At 38.8% G+C, this 16,610-nt stretch carries 12 protein-coding genes, 18 tRNA genes and 2 rRNA genes; 25 read left to right on the forward strand and 7 right to left on the reverse strand.

Features of this window, described 5'->3' with window-relative positions; translation table 11 throughout:
* Window positions 1-136 precede the first annotated feature (136 nt).
* From ACWATA_RS28145 to ACWATA_RS28240, 20 genes are all read left to right on the forward strand, one after another.
* Window positions 137-3,072, forward strand: a 23S ribosomal RNA gene (locus tag ACWATA_RS28145).
* Window positions 3,073-3,135: 63 nt separating this feature from the next.
* A 5S ribosomal RNA gene (rrf, locus tag ACWATA_RS28150) occupies window positions 3,136-3,251 on the forward strand.
* 116 nt (window positions 3,252-3,367) lie between these two features.
* A tRNA-Val gene (locus ACWATA_RS28155) sits at window positions 3,368-3,443 on the forward strand.
* Window positions 3,444-3,447: 4 nt separating this feature from the next.
* Window positions 3,448-3,523, forward strand: a tRNA-Thr gene (locus tag ACWATA_RS28160).
* An 8-nt stretch (window positions 3,524-3,531) separates the two neighbouring features.
* A tRNA-Tyr gene (locus ACWATA_RS28165) sits at window positions 3,532-3,615 on the forward strand.
* Window positions 3,616-3,624: 9 nt separating this feature from the next.
* A tRNA-Gln gene (locus ACWATA_RS28170) sits at window positions 3,625-3,699 on the forward strand.
* A gap of 4 nt (window positions 3,700-3,703) precedes the next feature.
* Window positions 3,704-3,779: transfer RNA gene (locus tag ACWATA_RS28175), tRNA-Lys, on the forward strand.
* A gap of 13 nt (window positions 3,780-3,792) precedes the next feature.
* A tRNA-Leu gene (locus tag ACWATA_RS28180) sits at window positions 3,793-3,874 on the forward strand.
* A gap of 19 nt (window positions 3,875-3,893) precedes the next feature.
* Window positions 3,894-3,968: transfer RNA gene (locus tag ACWATA_RS28185), tRNA-Gly, on the forward strand.
* Between the two features lie 8 nt (window positions 3,969-3,976).
* Window positions 3,977-4,050: transfer RNA gene (locus ACWATA_RS28190), tRNA-Cys, on the forward strand.
* Window positions 4,051-4,064: 14 nt separating this feature from the next.
* A tRNA-Leu gene (locus ACWATA_RS28195) sits at window positions 4,065-4,153 on the forward strand.
* A 9-nt stretch (window positions 4,154-4,162) separates the two neighbouring features.
* Window positions 4,163-4,239, forward strand: a tRNA-Arg gene (locus ACWATA_RS28200).
* 4 nt (window positions 4,240-4,243) lie between these two features.
* Window positions 4,244-4,320, forward strand: a tRNA-Pro gene (locus ACWATA_RS28205).
* Between the two features lie 10 nt (window positions 4,321-4,330).
* A tRNA-Ala gene (locus ACWATA_RS28210) sits at window positions 4,331-4,406 on the forward strand.
* 10 nt (window positions 4,407-4,416) lie between these two features.
* Window positions 4,417-4,509: transfer RNA gene (locus ACWATA_RS28215), tRNA-Ser, on the forward strand.
* 11 nt (window positions 4,510-4,520) lie between these two features.
* Window positions 4,521-4,596 (forward strand) — tRNA-Asp (locus ACWATA_RS28220).
* A gap of 13 nt (window positions 4,597-4,609) precedes the next feature.
* Window positions 4,610-4,683 (forward strand) — tRNA-Gly (locus tag ACWATA_RS28225).
* Between the two features lie 6 nt (window positions 4,684-4,689).
* Window positions 4,690-4,766 (forward strand) — tRNA-Ile (locus ACWATA_RS28230).
* 3 nt (window positions 4,767-4,769) lie between these two features.
* Window positions 4,770-4,844: transfer RNA gene (locus ACWATA_RS28235), tRNA-Asn, on the forward strand.
* A gap of 4 nt (window positions 4,845-4,848) precedes the next feature.
* Window positions 4,849-4,920 (forward strand) — tRNA-Glu (locus ACWATA_RS28240).
* Window positions 4,921-5,284: 364 nt separating this feature from the next.
* Here ACWATA_RS28240 and ACWATA_RS28245 read toward each other — a convergent pair.
* The 3 genes from ACWATA_RS28245 to ACWATA_RS28255 form a co-directional block, all read right to left on the reverse strand.
* Entirely contained in the window at window positions 5,285-6,409 is a 1,125-nt protein-coding gene (locus tag ACWATA_RS28245) for an FtsZ/tubulin family protein (protein ID WP_205663320.1), read from the reverse strand.
* Window positions 6,406-6,711 carry a hypothetical protein gene (locus tag ACWATA_RS28250; protein WP_029325486.1) on the reverse strand — a complete coding sequence of 102 codons (306 nt, stop codon included), beginning with the start codon at window positions 6,709-6,711 and terminating at the stop codon, window positions 6,406-6,408. The genes ACWATA_RS28245 and ACWATA_RS28250 overlap by 4 nt, the downstream gene beginning before the upstream one ends.
* A gap of 650 nt (window positions 6,712-7,361) precedes the next feature.
* Window positions 7,362-8,333 carry a helix-turn-helix domain-containing protein gene (locus ACWATA_RS28255; protein WP_189667139.1) on the reverse strand — a complete coding sequence of 324 codons (972 nt, stop codon included), beginning with the start codon at window positions 8,331-8,333 and terminating at the stop codon, window positions 7,362-7,364.
* Window positions 8,334-8,809: 476 nt separating this feature from the next.
* Between ACWATA_RS28255 and ACWATA_RS28260 the strand changes: the two genes are divergently transcribed.
* The 3 genes from ACWATA_RS28260 to ACWATA_RS28270 all read left to right on the forward strand — a co-directional run bounded on the left by ACWATA_RS28260 (window position 8,810) and on the right by ACWATA_RS28270 (window position 11,943).
* Window positions 8,810-9,958 carry a tyrosine-type recombinase/integrase gene (locus tag ACWATA_RS28260; protein ID WP_473050487.1) on the forward strand — a complete coding sequence of 383 codons (1,149 nt, stop codon included), beginning with the start codon at window positions 8,810-8,812 and terminating at the stop codon, window positions 9,956-9,958.
* Window positions 9,959-10,369: 411 nt separating this feature from the next.
* On the forward strand, window positions 10,370-11,551 hold the full coding sequence (locus ACWATA_RS28265; RefSeq protein ID WP_047933903.1) for an Alp7A family actin-like protein: 1,182 nt from the start codon (window positions 10,370-10,372) through the stop codon (window positions 11,549-11,551).
* 17 nt (window positions 11,552-11,568) lie between these two features.
* Window positions 11,569-11,943, forward strand: coding sequence for a hypothetical protein (locus ACWATA_RS28270; protein WP_205663323.1), 375 nt, complete (start codon window positions 11,569-11,571; stop codon window positions 11,941-11,943).
* A gap of 428 nt (window positions 11,944-12,371) precedes the next feature.
* On the opposite strand, the gene ACWATA_RS28275 is transcribed toward ACWATA_RS28270, so the two are convergent.
* Window positions 12,372-12,671 carry a hypothetical protein gene (locus ACWATA_RS28275; RefSeq protein ID WP_060744815.1) on the reverse strand — a complete coding sequence of 100 codons (300 nt, stop codon included), beginning with the start codon at window positions 12,669-12,671 and terminating at the stop codon, window positions 12,372-12,374.
* A gap of 226 nt (window positions 12,672-12,897) precedes the next feature.
* On the opposite strand from ACWATA_RS28275, the gene ACWATA_RS28280 reads away from it, so the two are divergent.
* Entirely contained in the window at window positions 12,898-13,152 is a 255-nt protein-coding gene (locus ACWATA_RS28280) for a hypothetical protein (protein ID WP_060744816.1), read from the forward strand.
* 109 nt (window positions 13,153-13,261) lie between these two features.
* Entirely contained in the window at window positions 13,262-13,480 is a 219-nt protein-coding gene (locus ACWATA_RS28285) for a hypothetical protein (protein WP_060744817.1), read from the forward strand.
* Window positions 13,481-13,561: 81 nt separating this feature from the next.
* Here the strand turns inward: ACWATA_RS28285 and ACWATA_RS28290 are convergent, their stop codons facing one another.
* From ACWATA_RS28290 to istA, 3 genes are read right to left on the reverse strand one after another with little or no spacing between them, the layout of a single operon-like run.
* Window positions 13,562-14,125 carry a histidine phosphatase family protein gene (locus tag ACWATA_RS28290; RefSeq protein WP_060744818.1) on the reverse strand — a complete coding sequence of 188 codons (564 nt, stop codon included), beginning with the start codon at window positions 14,123-14,125 and terminating at the stop codon, window positions 13,562-13,564.
* A 49-nt stretch (window positions 14,126-14,174) separates the two neighbouring features.
* Window positions 14,175-14,933: an IS21-like element helper ATPase IstB gene (istB, locus tag ACWATA_RS28295; RefSeq protein WP_060746201.1), complete on the reverse strand. Its 759-nt coding sequence runs from the start codon at window positions 14,931-14,933 to the stop codon at window positions 14,175-14,177.
* Window positions 14,930-16,477 carry an IS21 family transposase gene (istA, locus tag ACWATA_RS28300; RefSeq protein WP_141235330.1) on the reverse strand — a complete coding sequence of 516 codons (1,548 nt, stop codon included), beginning with the start codon at window positions 16,475-16,477 and terminating at the stop codon, window positions 14,930-14,932. Before istA ends, istB begins: the two co-directional genes overlap by 4 nt.
* Window positions 16,478-16,610: the final 133 nt, after the last annotated feature.

A 16,610-nucleotide genomic window follows, 5' to 3' on the forward strand; every position in this document is an offset into this window, starting at 1 on the left:
TTATTAGATAAGAAGAATTTTGGTTGCGATTGTTCTTTGAAAACTAGATAACAGTAATTGCTGAGGAAAAGTGAAACTTTTCTTTAATCAAACCAATAAATAACACAACAATATGTTGTACCATTTATTCGCTAATGGTTAAGTTAGAAAGGGCGCACGGTGAATGCCTTGGCACTAGGAGCCGATGAAGGACGGGACTAACACCGATATGCTTCGGGGAGCTGTAAGTGAGCTTTGATCCGGAGATTTCCGAATGGGGAAACCCACTGTTCGTAATGGAACAGTATCTTTATCTGAATACATAGGATATTGAAGGCAGACCCGGGGAACTGAAACATCTAAGTACCCGGAGGAAGAGAAAGCAAATGCGATTTCCTGAGTAGCGGCGAGCGAAACGGAATTAGCCCAAACCAAGAGGCTTGCCTCTTGGGGTTGTAGGACACTCTATACGGAGTTACAAAGGAACGAAGTAAATGAAGCGACCTGGAAAGGTCCGTCGAAGAAGGTAACAACCCTGTAGTTGAAACTTCGTTCCCTCTTGAGTGGATCCTGAGTACGGCGGAACACGTGAAATTCCGTCGGAAGCTGGGAGGACCATCTCCCAAGGCTAAATACTACCTAGTGACCGATAGTGAACCAGTACCGTGAGGGAAAGGTGAAAAGCACCCCGGAAGGGGAGTGAAAGAGATCCTGAAACCGTGTGCCTACAAGTAGTCAGAGCCCGTTAACGGGTGATGGCGTGCCTTTTGTAGAATGAACCGGCGAGTTACGATCCCATGCAAGGTTAAGCTGATAAGGCGGAGCCGTAGCGAAAGCGAGTCTGAATAGGGCGTTTAGTATGTGGTTGTAGACCCGAAACCAGGTGATCTACCCATGTCCAGGGTGAAGTTCAGGTAACACTGAATGGAGGCCCGAACCCACGCACGTTGAAAAGTGCGGGGATGAGGTGTGGGTAGCGGAGAAATTCCAATCGAACCTGGAGATAGCTGGTTCTCTCCGAAATAGCTTTAGGGCTAGCCTCATGTTGTGAGAGTCTTGGAGGTAGAGCACTGATTGGACTAGGGGCCCCCAACGGGTTACCGAATTCAGTCAAACTCCGAATGCCAAAGACTTATCCATGGGAGTCAGACTGCGAGTGATAAGATCCGTAGTCAAAAGGGAAACAGCCCAGACCACCAGCTAAGGTCCCCAAGTATACGTTAAGTGGAAAAGGATGTGGAGTTGCTTAGACAACCAGGATGTTGGCTTAGAAGCAGCCACCATTTAAAGAGTGCGTAATAGCTCACTGGTCGAGTGACTCTGCGCCGAAAATGTACCGGGGCTAAACGTATCACCGAAGCTGTGGATTGACATCTTTGATGTCAGTGGTAGGAGAGCGTTCTAAGTGCAGCGAAGTCAGACCGTAAGGACTGGTGGAGCGCTTAGAAGTGAGAATGCCGGTATGAGTAGCGAAAGACAAGTGAGAATCTTGTCCACCGAATGCCTAAGGTTTCCTGAGGAAGGCTCGTCCGCTCAGGGTTAGTCGGGACCTAAGCCGAGGCTGAAAAGCGTAGGCGATGGCCAACAGGTTGATATTCCTGTACCACCTCCCCGCCGTTTGAGTAATGGGGGGACGCAGTAGGATAGGGTAAGCGCGCTGCTGGATATGCGCGTTCAAGCAGTTAGGCTGATGAGTAGGCAAATCCGCTCATCATGAAGGCTGAGCTGTGATGACGAGGGAATTATAGTACCGAAGTTCCTGATTCCACACTGCCAAGAAAAGCCTCTAGCGAGGCGGGAGGTGCCCGTACCGCAAACCGACACAGGTAGGCGAGGAGAGAATCCTAAGGTGATCGAGAGAACTCTCGTTAAGGAACTCGGCAAAATGACCCCGTAACTTCGGGAGAAGGGGTGCTCTGGTAGGGTGTATAGCCCGAGAGAGCCGCAGTGAATAGGCCCAGGCGACTGTTTAGCAAAAACACAGGTCTCTGCGAAGCCGCAAGGCGAAGTATAGGGGCTGACGCCTGCCCGGTGCTGGAAGGTTAAGAGGAGGGGTTATCCTTTGGGAGAAGCTCTGAATCGAAGCCCCAGTAAACGGCGGCCGTAACTATAACGGTCCTAAGGTAGCGAAATTCCTTGTCGGGTAAGTTCCGACCCGCACGAAAGGCGTAACGATCTGGGCACTGTCTCAACGAGAGACTCGGTGAAATTATAGTACCTGTGAAGATGCAGGTTACCCGCGACAGGACGGAAAGACCCCGTGGAGCTTTACTGTAGCCTGATATTGAATTTTGGTACAGCTTGTACAGGATAGGTAGGAGCCTGAGAAGCCGGAGCGCTAGCTTCGGTGGAGGCGTCGGTGGGATACTACCCTGGCTGTATTGAAATTCTAACCCGCGGCCCTGATCGGGCCGGGAGACAGTGTCAGGTGGGCAGTTTGACTGGGGCGGTCGCCTCCTAAAATGTAACGGAGGCGCCCAAAGGTTCCCTCAGAATGGTTGGAAATCATTCGTAGAGTGTAAAGGCACAAGGGAGCTTGACTGCGAGACCTACAAGTCGAGCAGGGACGAAAGTCGGGCTTAGTGATCCGGTGGTTCCGCATGGAAGGGCCATCGCTCAACGGATAAAAGCTACCCCGGGGATAACAGGCTTATCTCCCCCAAGAGTCCACATCGACGGGGAGGTTTGGCACCTCGATGTCGGCTCATCGCATCCTGGGGCTGTAGTCGGTCCCAAGGGTTGGGCTGTTCGCCCATTAAAGCGGTACGCGAGCTGGGTTCAGAACGTCGTGAGACAGTTCGGTCCCTATCCGTCGTGGGCGTAGGAAATTTGAGAGGAGCTGTCCTTAGTACGAGAGGACCGGGATGGACACACCGCTGGTGTACCAGTTGTCTTGCCAAAGGCATCGCTGGGTAGCTATGTGTGGACGGGATAAGTGCTGAAAGCATCTAAGCATGAAGCCCCCCTCAAGATGAGATTTCCCATAGCGCAAGCTAGTAAGATCCCTGAAAGATGATCAGGTTGATAGGTCAGAGGTGGAAGCGTGGCGACATGTGTAGCTGACTGATACTAATCGATCGAGGACTTAACCAAACTTTTAAAAGCGTAAGCTTTACTCAGCAAACTGTTATCTAGTTTTGAGAGAACAATCTCTTGTCTGGTGGCGATAGCGAAGAGGTCACACCCGTTCCCATACCGAACACGGAAGTTAAGCTCTTTAGCGCCAATGGTAGTTGGGACTTTGTCCCTGTGAGAGTAGGACGTTGCCAGGCAATAAATAAGACCCCTTATGAGTCTCTTGTAAAAGAGCATAGGGGTTTTTTATTTGAAATATTCTATCATAAGTAATGAAAATAACGCTTATTAACGCGCTTATATAGATTTTTTTGGAGGATTAGCTCAGCTGGGAGAGCACCTGCCTTACAAGCAGGGGGTCGGCGGTTCGATCCCGTCATCCTCCACCACCGTGCCGGTGTAGCTCAACTGGTAGAGCAACTGACTTGTAATCAGTAGGTTGGGGGTTCAAGTCCTCTTGCCGGCACCATTTATATCGGAGGGGTAGCGAAGTGGCTAAACGCGGCGGACTGTAAATCCGCTCCTTCGGGTTCGGCAGTTCGAATCTGCCCCCCTCCACCATCTCTTTATTGGGCTATCGCCAAGCGGTAAGGCAACGGATTTTGATTCCGTCATGCGTTGGTTCGAATCCAGCTAGCCCAGCCATAGAGAGCCATTAGCTCAGTTGGTAGAGCATCTGACTTTTAATCAGAGGGTCGAAGGTTCGAGTCCTTCATGGCTCACCAGTTATATTCACACGCGGGTGTGGCGGAATTGGCAGACGCGCTAGACTTAGGATCTAGTGTCTTATGACGTGGGGGTTCAAGTCCCTTCACCCGCATCTTAAATTAAATAAATGTGCGGAAGTAGTTCAGTGGTAGAACACCACCTTGCCAAGGTGGGGGTCGCGAGTTCGAACCTCGTCTTCCGCTCCATATATATTGGCGGCATAGCCAAGTGGTAAGGCCAAGGTCTGCAAAACCTTTATCACCGGTTCAAATCCGGTTGCCGCCTCCACGTATAAAAGTCCTGCCGGGGTGGTGGAATTGGCAGACACACAGGACTTAAAATCCTGCGGTAGGTGACTACCGTGCCGGTTCAAGTCCGGCCCTCGGCACCATTTTAATAAGCGCCCGTAGCTCAATTGGATAGAGCGTTTGACTACGGATCAAAAGGTTAGGGGTTCGACTCCTCTCGGGCGCGCCATGAACGGGAAGTAGCTCAGCTTGGTAGAGCACTTGGTTTGGGACCAAGGGGTCGCAGGTTCGAATCCTGTCTTCCCGACCAGAAGTATCATGGGGCCTTAGCTCAGCTGGGAGAGCGCCTGCCTTGCACGCAGGAGGTCAGCGGTTCGATCCCGCTAGGCTCCACCATGCAATATACGGAGGAATACCCAAGTCCGGCTGAAGGGATCGGTCTTGAAAACCGACAGGGGTGTCAAAGCCCGCGGGGGTTCGAATCCCTCTTCCTCCTCCATTTTCTATTTTGGTCCCGTGGTGTAGCGGTTAACATGCCTGCCTGTCACGCAGGAGATCGCGGGTTCGATTCCCGTCGGGACCGCCATTTTTAAAAATAAGCGGGTGTAGTTTAATGGTAAAACCTCAGCCTTCCAAGCTGATGTCGTGAGTTCGATTCTCATCACCCGCTCCAAATAATGGGCCTATAGCTCAGCTGGTTAGAGCGCACGCCTGATAAGCGTGAGGTCGGTGGTTCGAGTCCACTTAGGCCCACCATATTCCACAGTAGCTCAGTGGTAGAGCTATCGGCTGTTAACCGATCGGTCGTAGGTTCGAGTCCTACCTGTGGAGCCATATTGGCCCGTTGGTCAAGCGGTTAAGACACCGCCCTTTCACGGCGGTAACACGGGTTCGAATCCCGTACGGGTCATCTTAAAAGCAGTTTGCATATGCAAACTGCTTTTTTATTTGTAGGAGATAAATTATTGATTTTAATTAATATAGAATTTATATCGTTTCATAGCAAAAATGTTAATTAGAAAATTTTTTGATATTAGAGTAACAAATACGAAGTATATTCTTATACTCAGATTCTTCTATACCCAATGTTTACATACTTATTTCCAATTTAAACAACAACTTTTTCTGGAACACTCTACAAAAAAGAACCCTTGTGGCAGTAAGGGTTTCAAGTGATTCATAAAGGTGATCTCTCCACATCTGTGTAAACAAAGAGTCTATAAAAAGTGCATCTTATATATATATGTTTGTCTTCATAGATATACTAAAAATGCTCAACGATTCTGATACTTATCTAAAATTGAATTGATTGCCTTCTTTTTATTTCTAGGTAGTGGTTTCTTATGAGAAGCCTTAGGCAATTTCAACTTAGATTCATAACCTGTTTCTATGGTAGATAACTCCTCTTTTACCTTCTGCTGTGCTTCAATTTTTTCTTCAATAGTTTTTAATCGGGTAGAATAATAAGGCATTCCTGATAAAATTGTTGTTACCTTTGCATGATCACTTTCATAGGTTCCTTCAAATAGATGGGTTGGCTCTCCCCCCTTAAAGGAACTAAATAGTTGGGCTGAATCTATCGTAAATAAGTCTAGTGGACCTTCATATATAATTCCTGCTTTTGGTATAGTTTGCATTTCAAGTGGTGCAAAGATTGAGTTTTCCCATGATTTCTTAATTACTTCTGTAATACCCTCATTTCTAATATCTGCTTGCCCTTCATCTAATTTTGTTATTTCTGCAGATGAAATGGCAGAAATTCCTTTTGTTGAAAAAATTGTACGTAAGTCTTTCTTATCTAAAACACCATGCTTAGAGTGTCTATCCGTATATTTAGGAAGAGTACTAATTAAGTTCACAAATGTTTCGTTTGTTTCTTTAAAGATTCTAGCTTTTCCTGCATTCGGATTTTTCTTTTTCACCTGCTCGTTATCAATAGGTAATACACAAAGGTCCTGAGGTGAAAGCTCTTCAGTAACATACAGTGCATTGACTTGATGAACCAATGCTTCTGTAGTATCGGGTAAGATAGGAACTGCTACAATTGCTTTGTCATCCATTTCCTGAGCAAGAAGATCCACAAGCATCGGTCCAATACCACCACCAGAGCCACCACCTGCAGAAAAACAAACCATAATAATTTCAGTACTAGGTGTTGAAAAGTTCTCTTTAATAAACTTCAGTGCCAGTTCCCAGTTTTTATCGACCATAAGATTAATAGCTTCATCTCGATTTTTTCCTACTCCTTCGCTACCTATAAGCCTTAGACGCTCTTCTACAAAATCTAATGACTCCAAATCACGTTCTGAAAAGTTCAATGCAACAGCATTAATACCATTTTCAAATGCTAAATCAGCTATATTCCCACCTGCAGCACCAATTCCTACAATACCTATCATATTTCCTTAACCCCCTCATTTTCTTCTCCTTGAAGTATGGCCTGTTGTACAGCTTGTTGACCGTATTCTGTTAGATACAATTTATGTTCTTTTCCTCCAGTAACAGTTCCTATGAAATGGATAGCTTCAAGCTTGTTGAGTGTCTTACGAAAGTTAGCTGTTGAATATTCAAACTCATCTGCAATACTACTTTTCTTTATCGCTTTAAACACAGCGTTTGCTTCATTCTGAAATAACCATCCCAGAATGCTAACATCTTCAATAGTCAGTTTCCTCATTACCTCCTCAAAGTAGTCACTCATATAGATACTCCTTTCTCTAAAATGTACGTCATAGATATTTAAGTAGTTTATTAGCTTTTTTTGTCATTCAGATACTTTCGATGGTTTTTTCTATGCAATAAAAGTTCATGTGAATCTATATAAACTCACTGATTTTCATTGCGCATCAAGTATCACTGAGTAACAATATCGCTACATCACTATCCATATGTATATTAGAAAATCCTTATGACACATTTCCCAGTTTTGCATCGGAATTGTATACTTTGAATTATTTATGACAGAACTAAAAGAATAAATAACTGTTAAAAGTCATATTAAAAAAGAGCATACACTTGTTGGAAACCAACGGGTGTATGCTCTTTTTTTACTTATAACACTCATTATAGTAGCTAACTTTACATAGCAATAAAATACAAGTTTCTAGAGTACTGAAACTTGTATTGAACGGCCAATAACTTCCATTATAATCTAGAAATCATGAGGGAATATTTAAAATACAGCTGAAATCAAATAGAAAGTAAATTAATCTATCAAAAGGATTAATTTACTTTCTAAAGTCCTAATAATGAGAAGATAATTTATTAAACTTTTTTATTTCATCGTATAGATAAAGACAAGCCCGTTTTTATTGGCTTGTCTTGTTAAAGTTGAACGTTTCTTATTTCATTTTATAATTTTTGTACAGCATATAGTAACAATTCTTCAATGCTTCGTTTACCTAATTCTTTCGCTTTTTGCTGCAATTCTTCTTTTAAATCGCTTGTTACTTTGACTCGTACCACTTCCAAATCGCTATCAATATAAATGCCACGGCTACGCTTGTTAATTTTACCTGAGACAAGAACAGACTCTAATAACTCCATAAGTTCGTGTGAGGATTCGGTCAGTAATATAGGTTTGATTTCAATTAAAAATTGCTCTTTCTCTTCTTGTGGCGTAATCCTCATATTGGTCGGGCTTAGGTATTGATAAAATAAATCCATGAGCTTATAAAGATGTGATTTTGCATAAGCTGTTTGCTTAAAGGTAAACGTAGCATAGCCTTCTTTGGTAATCATTTTTTTCGACTCAATGGTATAGGCTGCTTCAAAGCCTCGGTCAATTAATTCCTCTAATGTTAACTCCTCATGTTGTTCTGTAATAGCCATAATCGGATCTTCTACGGAGATGATACGGGCAAGTTGCTCTTTTTCCTCGTCTTTCTTTACAAAAAGTTGAAATAAAGCAATATTTTGTTCGGCATGATAAAAATGACGCTTACTCGGTTTACGACCGATTTCATGCGTGCGCTTAAATACTTCTAACTCTTCTTCATGGATAAAATAACAATTGATTCCTCGGTATTCTTCTTGGAACGCTGGTAATAATTCTTGCTTAATATACTTATTGACCGTTGTAACGGATACATCCAGTTGCTGCGCTACTTCTTTTGTCGTAAGTCCTGGCTTTTTTAATTCTTCTTTTAACCGAACCACATCTACTAGATCAAATTCATAACGACCTTCGATATGCCAGTCATCTTTATTAATCGGATGTAGTTTTCCTTGCTGGATATATGTATAAATTGTTTTCTTAGATGAAATAGCTAACATCTCCATCACGTCTTCAATGGTAATGATTTTACTGGGGTTATCAATCATAATGCACACTCCTTATATTTTTCTATTAACTAATAATGTATTATATCATATTTAAATAAGGTTAAAGTGTAAAAGTTATTGTATTATAAGTGTAAATGGTGAAACTAACTTATAAAAAATAATGTTTTAATATTAACTCTAAATGGCGACAAATGGATCATTTTTCTACAAATGATATAAATTTTATCCTATTTTTATAAAAAGTAAGTTTTCACTTTTACTTCTATATAATATAAAATAAAGAAGTAATATCTCTAAAAAATAAATTTTAATACGTACTTAACTGTAGTAATAATTAATATTAAACTAGTATTTTTTCACTTTTAAATTTGTTATGAACGTTATCACCACTGTTAGAAGTCCCTTGCTTTTTACATACACATAAATTGATACATAATCTTAAGTAGAGAAGAAACTACCTTAACACTAAAGAGAAATATGAATAAGAAAACGGGATTATTGAAAGGAGAGGTTTTATGCAAAATATATCTTTAATGAATATAGGAACGGAGATACGTGAGAGAAAAGAGAATTTCCATAAAGTTGTTTCGTTGATGTTGAATACTACATACTATGATGCTTTAGAAGAAAGAAATGAGCATCACCAGCGAAAAAACGAAGGCATGTTTAGCGATTTTACAGACGAAGACATGATGTACTACTATGTTCATCAACGAAAGCATATTCGAAAGAATCGAGAACGAAAAGAGAACACAAAAGTAGAGTACTTACGGATCTTATTGCAGTTTTATCAGTATGCAATAGAAAGTGAGTCATTCTTACGACAAGATGTAGACCATTATATAGAAGAAACGATTTTTAAAAATCTAAGACCTTGGCACATAAGGAATTATCAAATGTATTTAAGTACTGCATTGTTAGGTAAGGGTGGTAAACCTTATTCACCCGCAACTTTAGATGCTAAAATGACGATTTTAAAAAGTTTTATGAAATGGTTACATGAAACGAAGTATATTCAGTATCCGTTGCATAAAGAAATTTTGAGCACATCACTATCAGAACAAGAAATTCCAAATCGAGATTTGTACTATCATGAAGTTAAGCAGATCCTAGACTATTATAAAGACCATCCCATCAACCATGGATTGTTAACCATGTTGGCTATGACAGGATTACGTGTACAAGAAATAGCCAATGCTTCATGGGGAGATGTATATCTAGACAGCTTAAGTGGGCATTATCGCTTAAGAGGAGTAGGTAAGGGTGGAAAGAAATTTGATAAGTTACTTCATCCATCCCTATATGAACGAATTCTTGTCTTTAGAGCAAGACGTAATGTCAGTACAGCCTTAAATACGAGTGATCAAGGTCCATTATTTCCGAGCAAAGATGGAGAGTATTATCACTATAAAAATTTAAGTAATTATATTGTGCGTATCATTGAACGAACAGAGTTACCTTTTGTGAAAGAACGAGCTGACAGGATTACGCCCCATTATTTTCGTCACTTTTATGCCATTTACAGTAGGCAGCAGGGAGCAGATATCTTTTTAATTCAAAAGGAACTAGGTCACAGTGATCGTAAGACAACAGAGCGTTACCTGGAGAAGGTTTTGCAGCGCGAACAAGAAATTGGGCTAATGTGGAAGGAACAAGATTTCTAATTACTGTATGTATGGAATTACCCAAGTGTGCTTGAATGGTCTATATAAAGATTTAAATAGAACCTTTTGCTGTTAGTTTTTCTATTGTAGCAAATTTTATTTCTTTAGATAAGAACGGGTTTTTTGTGTTCCTTTTTTCTTTTTAGATGTATGAAAATACTTGATGTGATGGTTATGTAGTCAACACATAGTATTTTTCATTATAAGCGACTTAGTACCTTCTTATTAACATGATTCCTCTTATCCTAATTTAATTTACGTCTCAAGGTAAGATCAACTAAATAAACATGATTGTTGATATATGTAAGTTTTTGATGATAAATAAGTTCACCTAAAAAGATTGTATAACCTCTTTTTTTTATGTATAATTAGTTCAACAGAAGTTCAACTTAAAAAATGAGGTGTATAGAGATGAAAATTTCACGTTTTAATAAAGACTGTGGGAACTCAGTCGATATGAATATTATTGATGGGTACCTATTTGATTTTCCAACCAACGTAGTAGAACTCCAAAAGGATGCTGCTGATTCATTCTTTACAGATGCGGTGACAGCACCAGAAGAATTTAAAAAGCGTATCTTGCTTTCTACAACTATTGGAGACGAAGAAAAAGAACGTTATTTCTTAGTCGGCGACATTGCAGCAAGCCAACAATTAGCTAACAATCACATCAATCGTTTACATAATAAAATAACAAGCCATATTCCATACGTGACATTTTTAGCTGCAATTGCCTACTACAACGCGTTGCATGCAAAAGATCAAAAGGATACTAGTATTGAAATTGACTATTTCTCTACAATGTTACCAATCTGGTTACTCAAAAAAGAAAGTACTTTCGGAGAAGCGCAAAAAGCCATGGCCAATCGCTTTGTAGGTGATCACACTTTTCACGTCCATACACCAGGATTTGAAAGAGAATTAAAGGTGTATGTGGAAGAAAGTTCTTGCTTAAAAGAAGGTGAAATCGCTCGTTTTGCGTTAAAGAAAGACTTAACGCTTCAAGACCGTGAAGATGCCAATGAATATGTGGAATGTGAAACTGTAATGGTCGATATCGGTGGAGGATCAATTGATGTCGTAATCTTACCTGAGGGGTTAAAAGCTGCGAACAGCCGTGAATCATTCCAAAGTATCGAGGGTATTCCATATTTAGCACATATCGATAAGTTAAGAAAAGAGAAATTCCCAGAGTTGTTTACCGATCTACGTGCTTTTGATCAATTTATTTTAGATAACTACAGCAAACAAAAGTTTGAATTAAAAAATGAAAACACAGGTGAATCAATTGATTTAACTGTTCAAATTAAGTCTTCCTTAAAAGAATATGTGGAGATTTTACTGGCTAAGTTGAATGATGTGGCTCCGCCGCCAGCGAATAAATTACGTAAATACGTATATTGTGGGGGTGTCGCTCCTACACTAGAAGTAGCCATTATGAATAGTATGGGTGAGAAGATCGGCGAAGAACGAACAGAAAAATATCATAAAGTGCCAGAGGATAGCCGTCACTTAAATTTATTCGGCTTAGAGATTCGCAGCATTGGTTATCTTCAGAAGAAACAAGCCGAGAAGAAAGCCGTTAAATCCTAACAGCGTAGGTGATACCCATGTCAGAGCGTCAGAACGCATTTACCATTAAAACTAATAAGTTAAGTAATGAAGTCTATGACGTACTCGCAAAATACGCCAAGTCTCGGAAATTAGGGGATTATATTTCTTCTTTAATTGTTCGTGATCTCCATCCTTCATCGTCCGACCAGTTAGAAACGGACCGCAAAACAGAAGAGCTCCTGGAACAAATTAATTGCGAATTACGTGAGCTCAAACAATTAGCGCAAACGAATGGTTTCAATAACAAGCCGGATGATACAGAAGAAAAACCTTCAGAAGGTCATCAAATTAAAGAAGGAAAGATTGCGGATTTAGAACAAGTATCTGGCTCATTAGACGATGATGATTTAGAAGAATATAGCGATTTTTAAACGGAAAGCCACTAGATGCACTAGTGGCTTTCTTTATTATAATAAAACTTAATTTTAAAATTAAAATAGAACACAAATCTTATATACTTATAAAAAATCGTATACACTCGTCAGATCTACAAAATTTTTATAAGAATAAGTTTCATTTAGTATCTACTTTGTAGAAAAAGATCATATTTGTCGTCACTTAGTGTAAATAGTAAAACATTAATAATACACAAAATACTTTAATATTTACTTAACTAAAGATGAAGTTTAAATGAGGTTGTCTTCTGAAAACAGAGTCGGTCAAAGTATTTTTTTAAAAAAGTTATATGTATATGAATCTACAAATCTGTCCAGACTAATAACGTATTCCCCCTATTCCGATAAATTTGAAAACCCTTTGCCTATATGAGCAAAGGGTTCTTTTTTTATGTGAATATTTATCAAGGCGCAAACCCTTGAAAACTGACTGCAAGATAGATACCAAACGAAAGAGCACATAAGGAAACAAAATGTAATGTTAAAAAAGGGATTTTCTGTTTACCTTTGATAAAGAAAGAATAAATAAACCCGAGTATTGTAACTAAAATTAAAATAGGCACAATAATCTTAATCATAGTACCAAAAATATTTGCTGTAACAACTGATAAAAGAAAAAATGCAGTTATAACTACATATAAAGTTATCGATATGACTAAAGAGGCTATTGATACCTTGAAAGCATCTTTAAAGAGTTTCTCCATCTAATTTCCTCCTATTTTTAGCAACGCATATTCATTATAATATAGAGTCTAAAAGGAAATAAATACCTTTTTTTCTTGGGGTATATTATATTTCTAGTTACCATAACGTTATTTATCGGTAGTTATGATTCCCTTGTTCAAATATGTATTTTCTGGTAACATCAGGATCGTTAAGAATACTTATTTATAACTCATATAAACTATTAAGCAAGCGAGGCATAACACAATGAGAAAACATTTTGGTAAAATTTCATTTGCTTTTTTAATTTTGACTTTTGGCTTTTATTTCATGGTTCCAACAAATAATAATTACTCATCAACAGCTATTAACACATGGTTATTGGTTGGATTAGCTTTGACGTTATTTTTTGCTTTTTTAAGTCCTAAAAGTATATGGAAAAAAATCGTACTAACCGTTATTACAATAGCAATTGTACTATTTTTATTTATTGCTATTGCATTTGGAATATCAGGTCTATAAAGGATGGAGCTGTTATTTACATAATGTAACTTATCGAAAAATCTACCCGAAATACATTTTTTTCTTTTTATGGTAATATAAAAAGTGAAAATGTATAGGAGGATTTACCTTGATAAAAAATTTACCCTTACTAATTTCCATTTTAATAATAGGAGTTAGTTCTTCTACGATAAGTTTGAATAGACACTTACCTACGTTCTTTGAATGGACATTACCAATTATGAGTATTATTTTAAATATCATCGCAGTTATAGGGTTATCTTTACACGTATTTGTATATAAGCCTATGAAAAAAGCAAAAGATAGCCTTAATGGAGCTATTAAGTAAAAATGAAAAAAGAGCTATAGATAGCTCTTTTTTCATTCTTATAATATATACGGTATAAAGAACTAGTTAACATAAAACCAATTATAGGAATTCATTAATTAGTACTCTTGAAATCGCCTTTAAATTATTTCCTTCAAAAGATAACTTGTAGATATCGGGCATCTGTAGGTTCTTCCAGAAATCAAAGTCGTATCTTGCATCAAAATAATTCATAATAAGCACTATAATATTACCATGTGTTCCGATTACAATATTTTTTCCTTTATGCTTCTCTAGAATTTTAAAGATACATGCTATTCCTCTTTGTTGAGCTATCCTATTGGACTCTCCTCCCTTTAAACAAAAGGAGGGATCTTCCCAAACTTTTGTAATAGCCGTCTTAAAATCATCTATCGGATAGGAACTAAGTTTTCTTTCCCTTAGTTCAAATTCTATTTGAATTTCTAAATTAAAGTGATTAGACACCCCTTCAATTGTTTGAAAGGCTCGTTTATATGGACTTGAAATAGCAATATGTATATCTTCATTTTCAAGTAGATTAGTAATATAATTAGCATCTAAAAACCCTTTTTTTGATAAAGGCCTTCCCATTTCATCTGGTGTGTAAATTGAATGAGCATGACGAACCAAATATAAGTTTGTCATATACTTGTAGACGTCAAGTAGAATTTTACACTTTTTGCTTATTTACTTTTTACACTTCAGCTGAAAATACACTTTTTCGATGTTTCATTCGATAGCTATCTCCATCCATATGAATGACTTCTACACGATGAAGTAAACGATCTAAAATCGCAGTGGTAATTCCCTGATCTCCCATTAATTCACCCCACTGTTCAGGGCTTTTATTGGATGTAAGAATGATGGAACTTCGTTCATACAAATGATTAATTAAATGAAAAAACAAATTTGCTTCTCGCTGATCCATTGCCATATACATTAAATCATCAATAATGACCAGATCGGCGCCTCTTAATCGCTTTAGCTGCACTTTTGATTTATTTAGAAATTCTTCCGTTTTTAAAAGATGAATAAGCTCACCCATAGTTACGAAATAGACGTTGAAACCTCTGTGAATAGACTCAATTCCCAAACCGATTGCTAAAAATGTTTTACCAACGCCTGGCGGTCCCAATAAAATTAAATTATACTGCTGCTCAAGCCAGTTTAGCTCTGCGAGCTGGGTCAATTGGCGCCCCGTTAAAGCTGTTTGCTCTTCTAAATTAAATTCACTTAATGACTTCACGTAAGGGAAGTGCGCCCACTTCATTCTTCTTTCTAAACTCTTTACTTCACGTTTTCTCAGTTCATAACGTGTGATAGATTCAAGAAATTCTAAATACGTCCAAGAAGATTTTTCAGCCTCACGTAGGAGCTTTGGTAGCTCCTCAGCTGTTTCCGATAACCTTAATTGGCGAAAGTGCTCCTGCAAGTCATTTACAGTCTTATTCACTGTGGTTCACCCCCTAAAATACTTGTGTAAGTAGTAAGGGAGCGAGTTGTCACTATGATGTTGTCTTTACCTGAATGTTTTATAAAGGGAGGCTTCACCTTTTGGGTACATTCAGTTTGTAATGCATTTTGATGGTTTGCTATATCCCGAAAGTCATTGGCGCTGTAAAGTTTATCTATCATGCATTTAGTCAAAGTGGCTTCAATCCACATTGGATATTTCTCAATGACGTTTTGAATAATTATGAGCTGATCACGCCGATACCGTGGGTATCTTAAACAAATTTCATTTAAATAAGAAGTTGCACGTTCCTGATCTTCAAAATGTGAAACCAGTTGTTGCTTAAATTCTTCAATACCTTTTGAACGATCCCGGATATGATGTAGATGTTGAATAAGCTTTCCCTTTTCATTACTAATGCTATGTTCAGCAATTACTTCTCCCTCTAACTGTTTACGGATAATCAGCGTTGGCGGTTGGCTCGAAGTGACTTCAATAAAAACCTCATTATCAGAGGCTGCACTATACGTTCCGAGAGGAACGGAATAACGGTTTGATTTAAACCGTATTGTATTGTCCTTACTAATATTCCTTGTTATACTTGGGGTAATGACGCTTTCGTATGAGAGTGGTGAAGAGACGGGCTGTAAGTGTTGCTTTTCGACGGGGAACACTTCAGCTGGTCTTTTTTTCGTTGTCTGATGAACATGTTGATTTCCAGTGCGATGTAGCCACTGTAACGCACGGTTATTCCAATCTTCAATATTGCTAAATACTCGGCTGTCTGCGAAATTTCCCTTTATGTACTTTACAACGTTCTCAATCATTCCTTTTGATTCTGGGTCTGCCTTACGACATAAATGAACTTTAAACTTACGTTCATTTACATAGCTTTGAAACTCAGAAGTTAAAAGTAGCTGACCTGAATTTTCGCTTACTGTAATTAAACGATCCTGATCATACACAATTTCTTCTGTGCGTCCTCCGTAAAATTGAAATGCATTTTCATGACATCGTATGGCATCATTTGTCGTAAAAGGCCGGTCCTGCCACTCCATGTATTTGTATCGAGAGTGAGCTAAGACAAAAGCGATGAAATATAGTTTAATTTCATTCTTTTCAGTTGTCTTCTGTTTCGTTTCTCCCCAATCCACCTGGATTTGCTTACCCATAGGTTGTTCAGGGATTGCTTCATACTGCCGAATTATTACTTTTTTCTCAATCTGATAAATCTCCCGCATCTCTTTCACATATGCTCTTACTGTACTCTCGCCAACAACTAAATCGGGATAACGCTCTAAGAGCCAATCGTGGATTTGCGCTGCACTGAGATGAGGGTATTCTTCAAGCCAAGCGATAATCCAATCCCTGTAGGGATCCAATTTCTTACCTTTGCCTTGAAGCTGTTCCATGTATGCTTTTGTCTCTTCAAATGTCATTTTTAAATATTTATAAACGGTTGGTCTTGATACTTTGAGCTCCTGTGCAATTTGAGATACTTTAAACTTCCGTTGATGTAATTGTTGAATATTTAAATAAAGCATTAACTTCTCCTCCAAGACGCTGTCCCCCCAGTAAAATAACACCTTCTATTATTTTACTAGAGTTCTAGCTTATTGAAGCAAAAGTGTAAAATTACATTGAGCAAAAACTGTCAATTATATTCTAGCGTTTACA

It is taken from the genome of Priestia sp. USM5 (genome assembly GCF_058323215.1).

Coding starts and splice junctions, on each gene's coding strand:
- ACWATA_RS28275 (WP_060744815.1), bottom strand. CDS start 12,671: ATGGAGAAACTCTTTAAAGATGCTTTCAAGGTATCAATAGCCTCTTTA.
- ACWATA_RS28250 (WP_029325486.1), bottom strand. CDS start 6,711: ATGAGTGACTACTTTGAGGAGGTAATGAGGAAACTGACTATTGAAGAT.
- ACWATA_RS28245 (WP_205663320.1), bottom strand. CDS start 6,409: ATGATAGGTATTGTAGGAATTGGTGCTGCAGGTGGGAATATAGCTGAT.
- ACWATA_RS28255 (WP_189667139.1), bottom strand. CDS start 8,333: ATGATTGATAACCCCAGTAAAATCATTACCATTGAAGACGTGATGGAG.
- ACWATA_RS28280 (WP_060744816.1), top strand. CDS start 12,898: ATGAGAAAACATTTTGGTAAAATTTCATTTGCTTTTTTAATTTTGACT.
- istA (WP_141235330.1), bottom strand. CDS start 16,477: ATGCTTTATTTAAATATTCAACAATTACATCAACGGAAGTTTAAAGTA.
- ACWATA_RS28265 (WP_047933903.1), top strand. CDS start 10,370: ATGAAAATTTCACGTTTTAATAAAGACTGTGGGAACTCAGTCGATATG.
- ACWATA_RS28270 (WP_205663323.1), top strand. CDS start 11,569: ATGTCAGAGCGTCAGAACGCATTTACCATTAAAACTAATAAGTTAAGT.
- ACWATA_RS28290 (WP_060744818.1), bottom strand. CDS start 14,125: ATGACAAACTTATATTTGGTTCGTCATGCTCATTCAATTTACACACCA.
- ACWATA_RS28260 (WP_473050487.1), top strand. CDS start 8,810: ATGCAAAATATATCTTTAATGAATATAGGAACGGAGATACGTGAGAGA.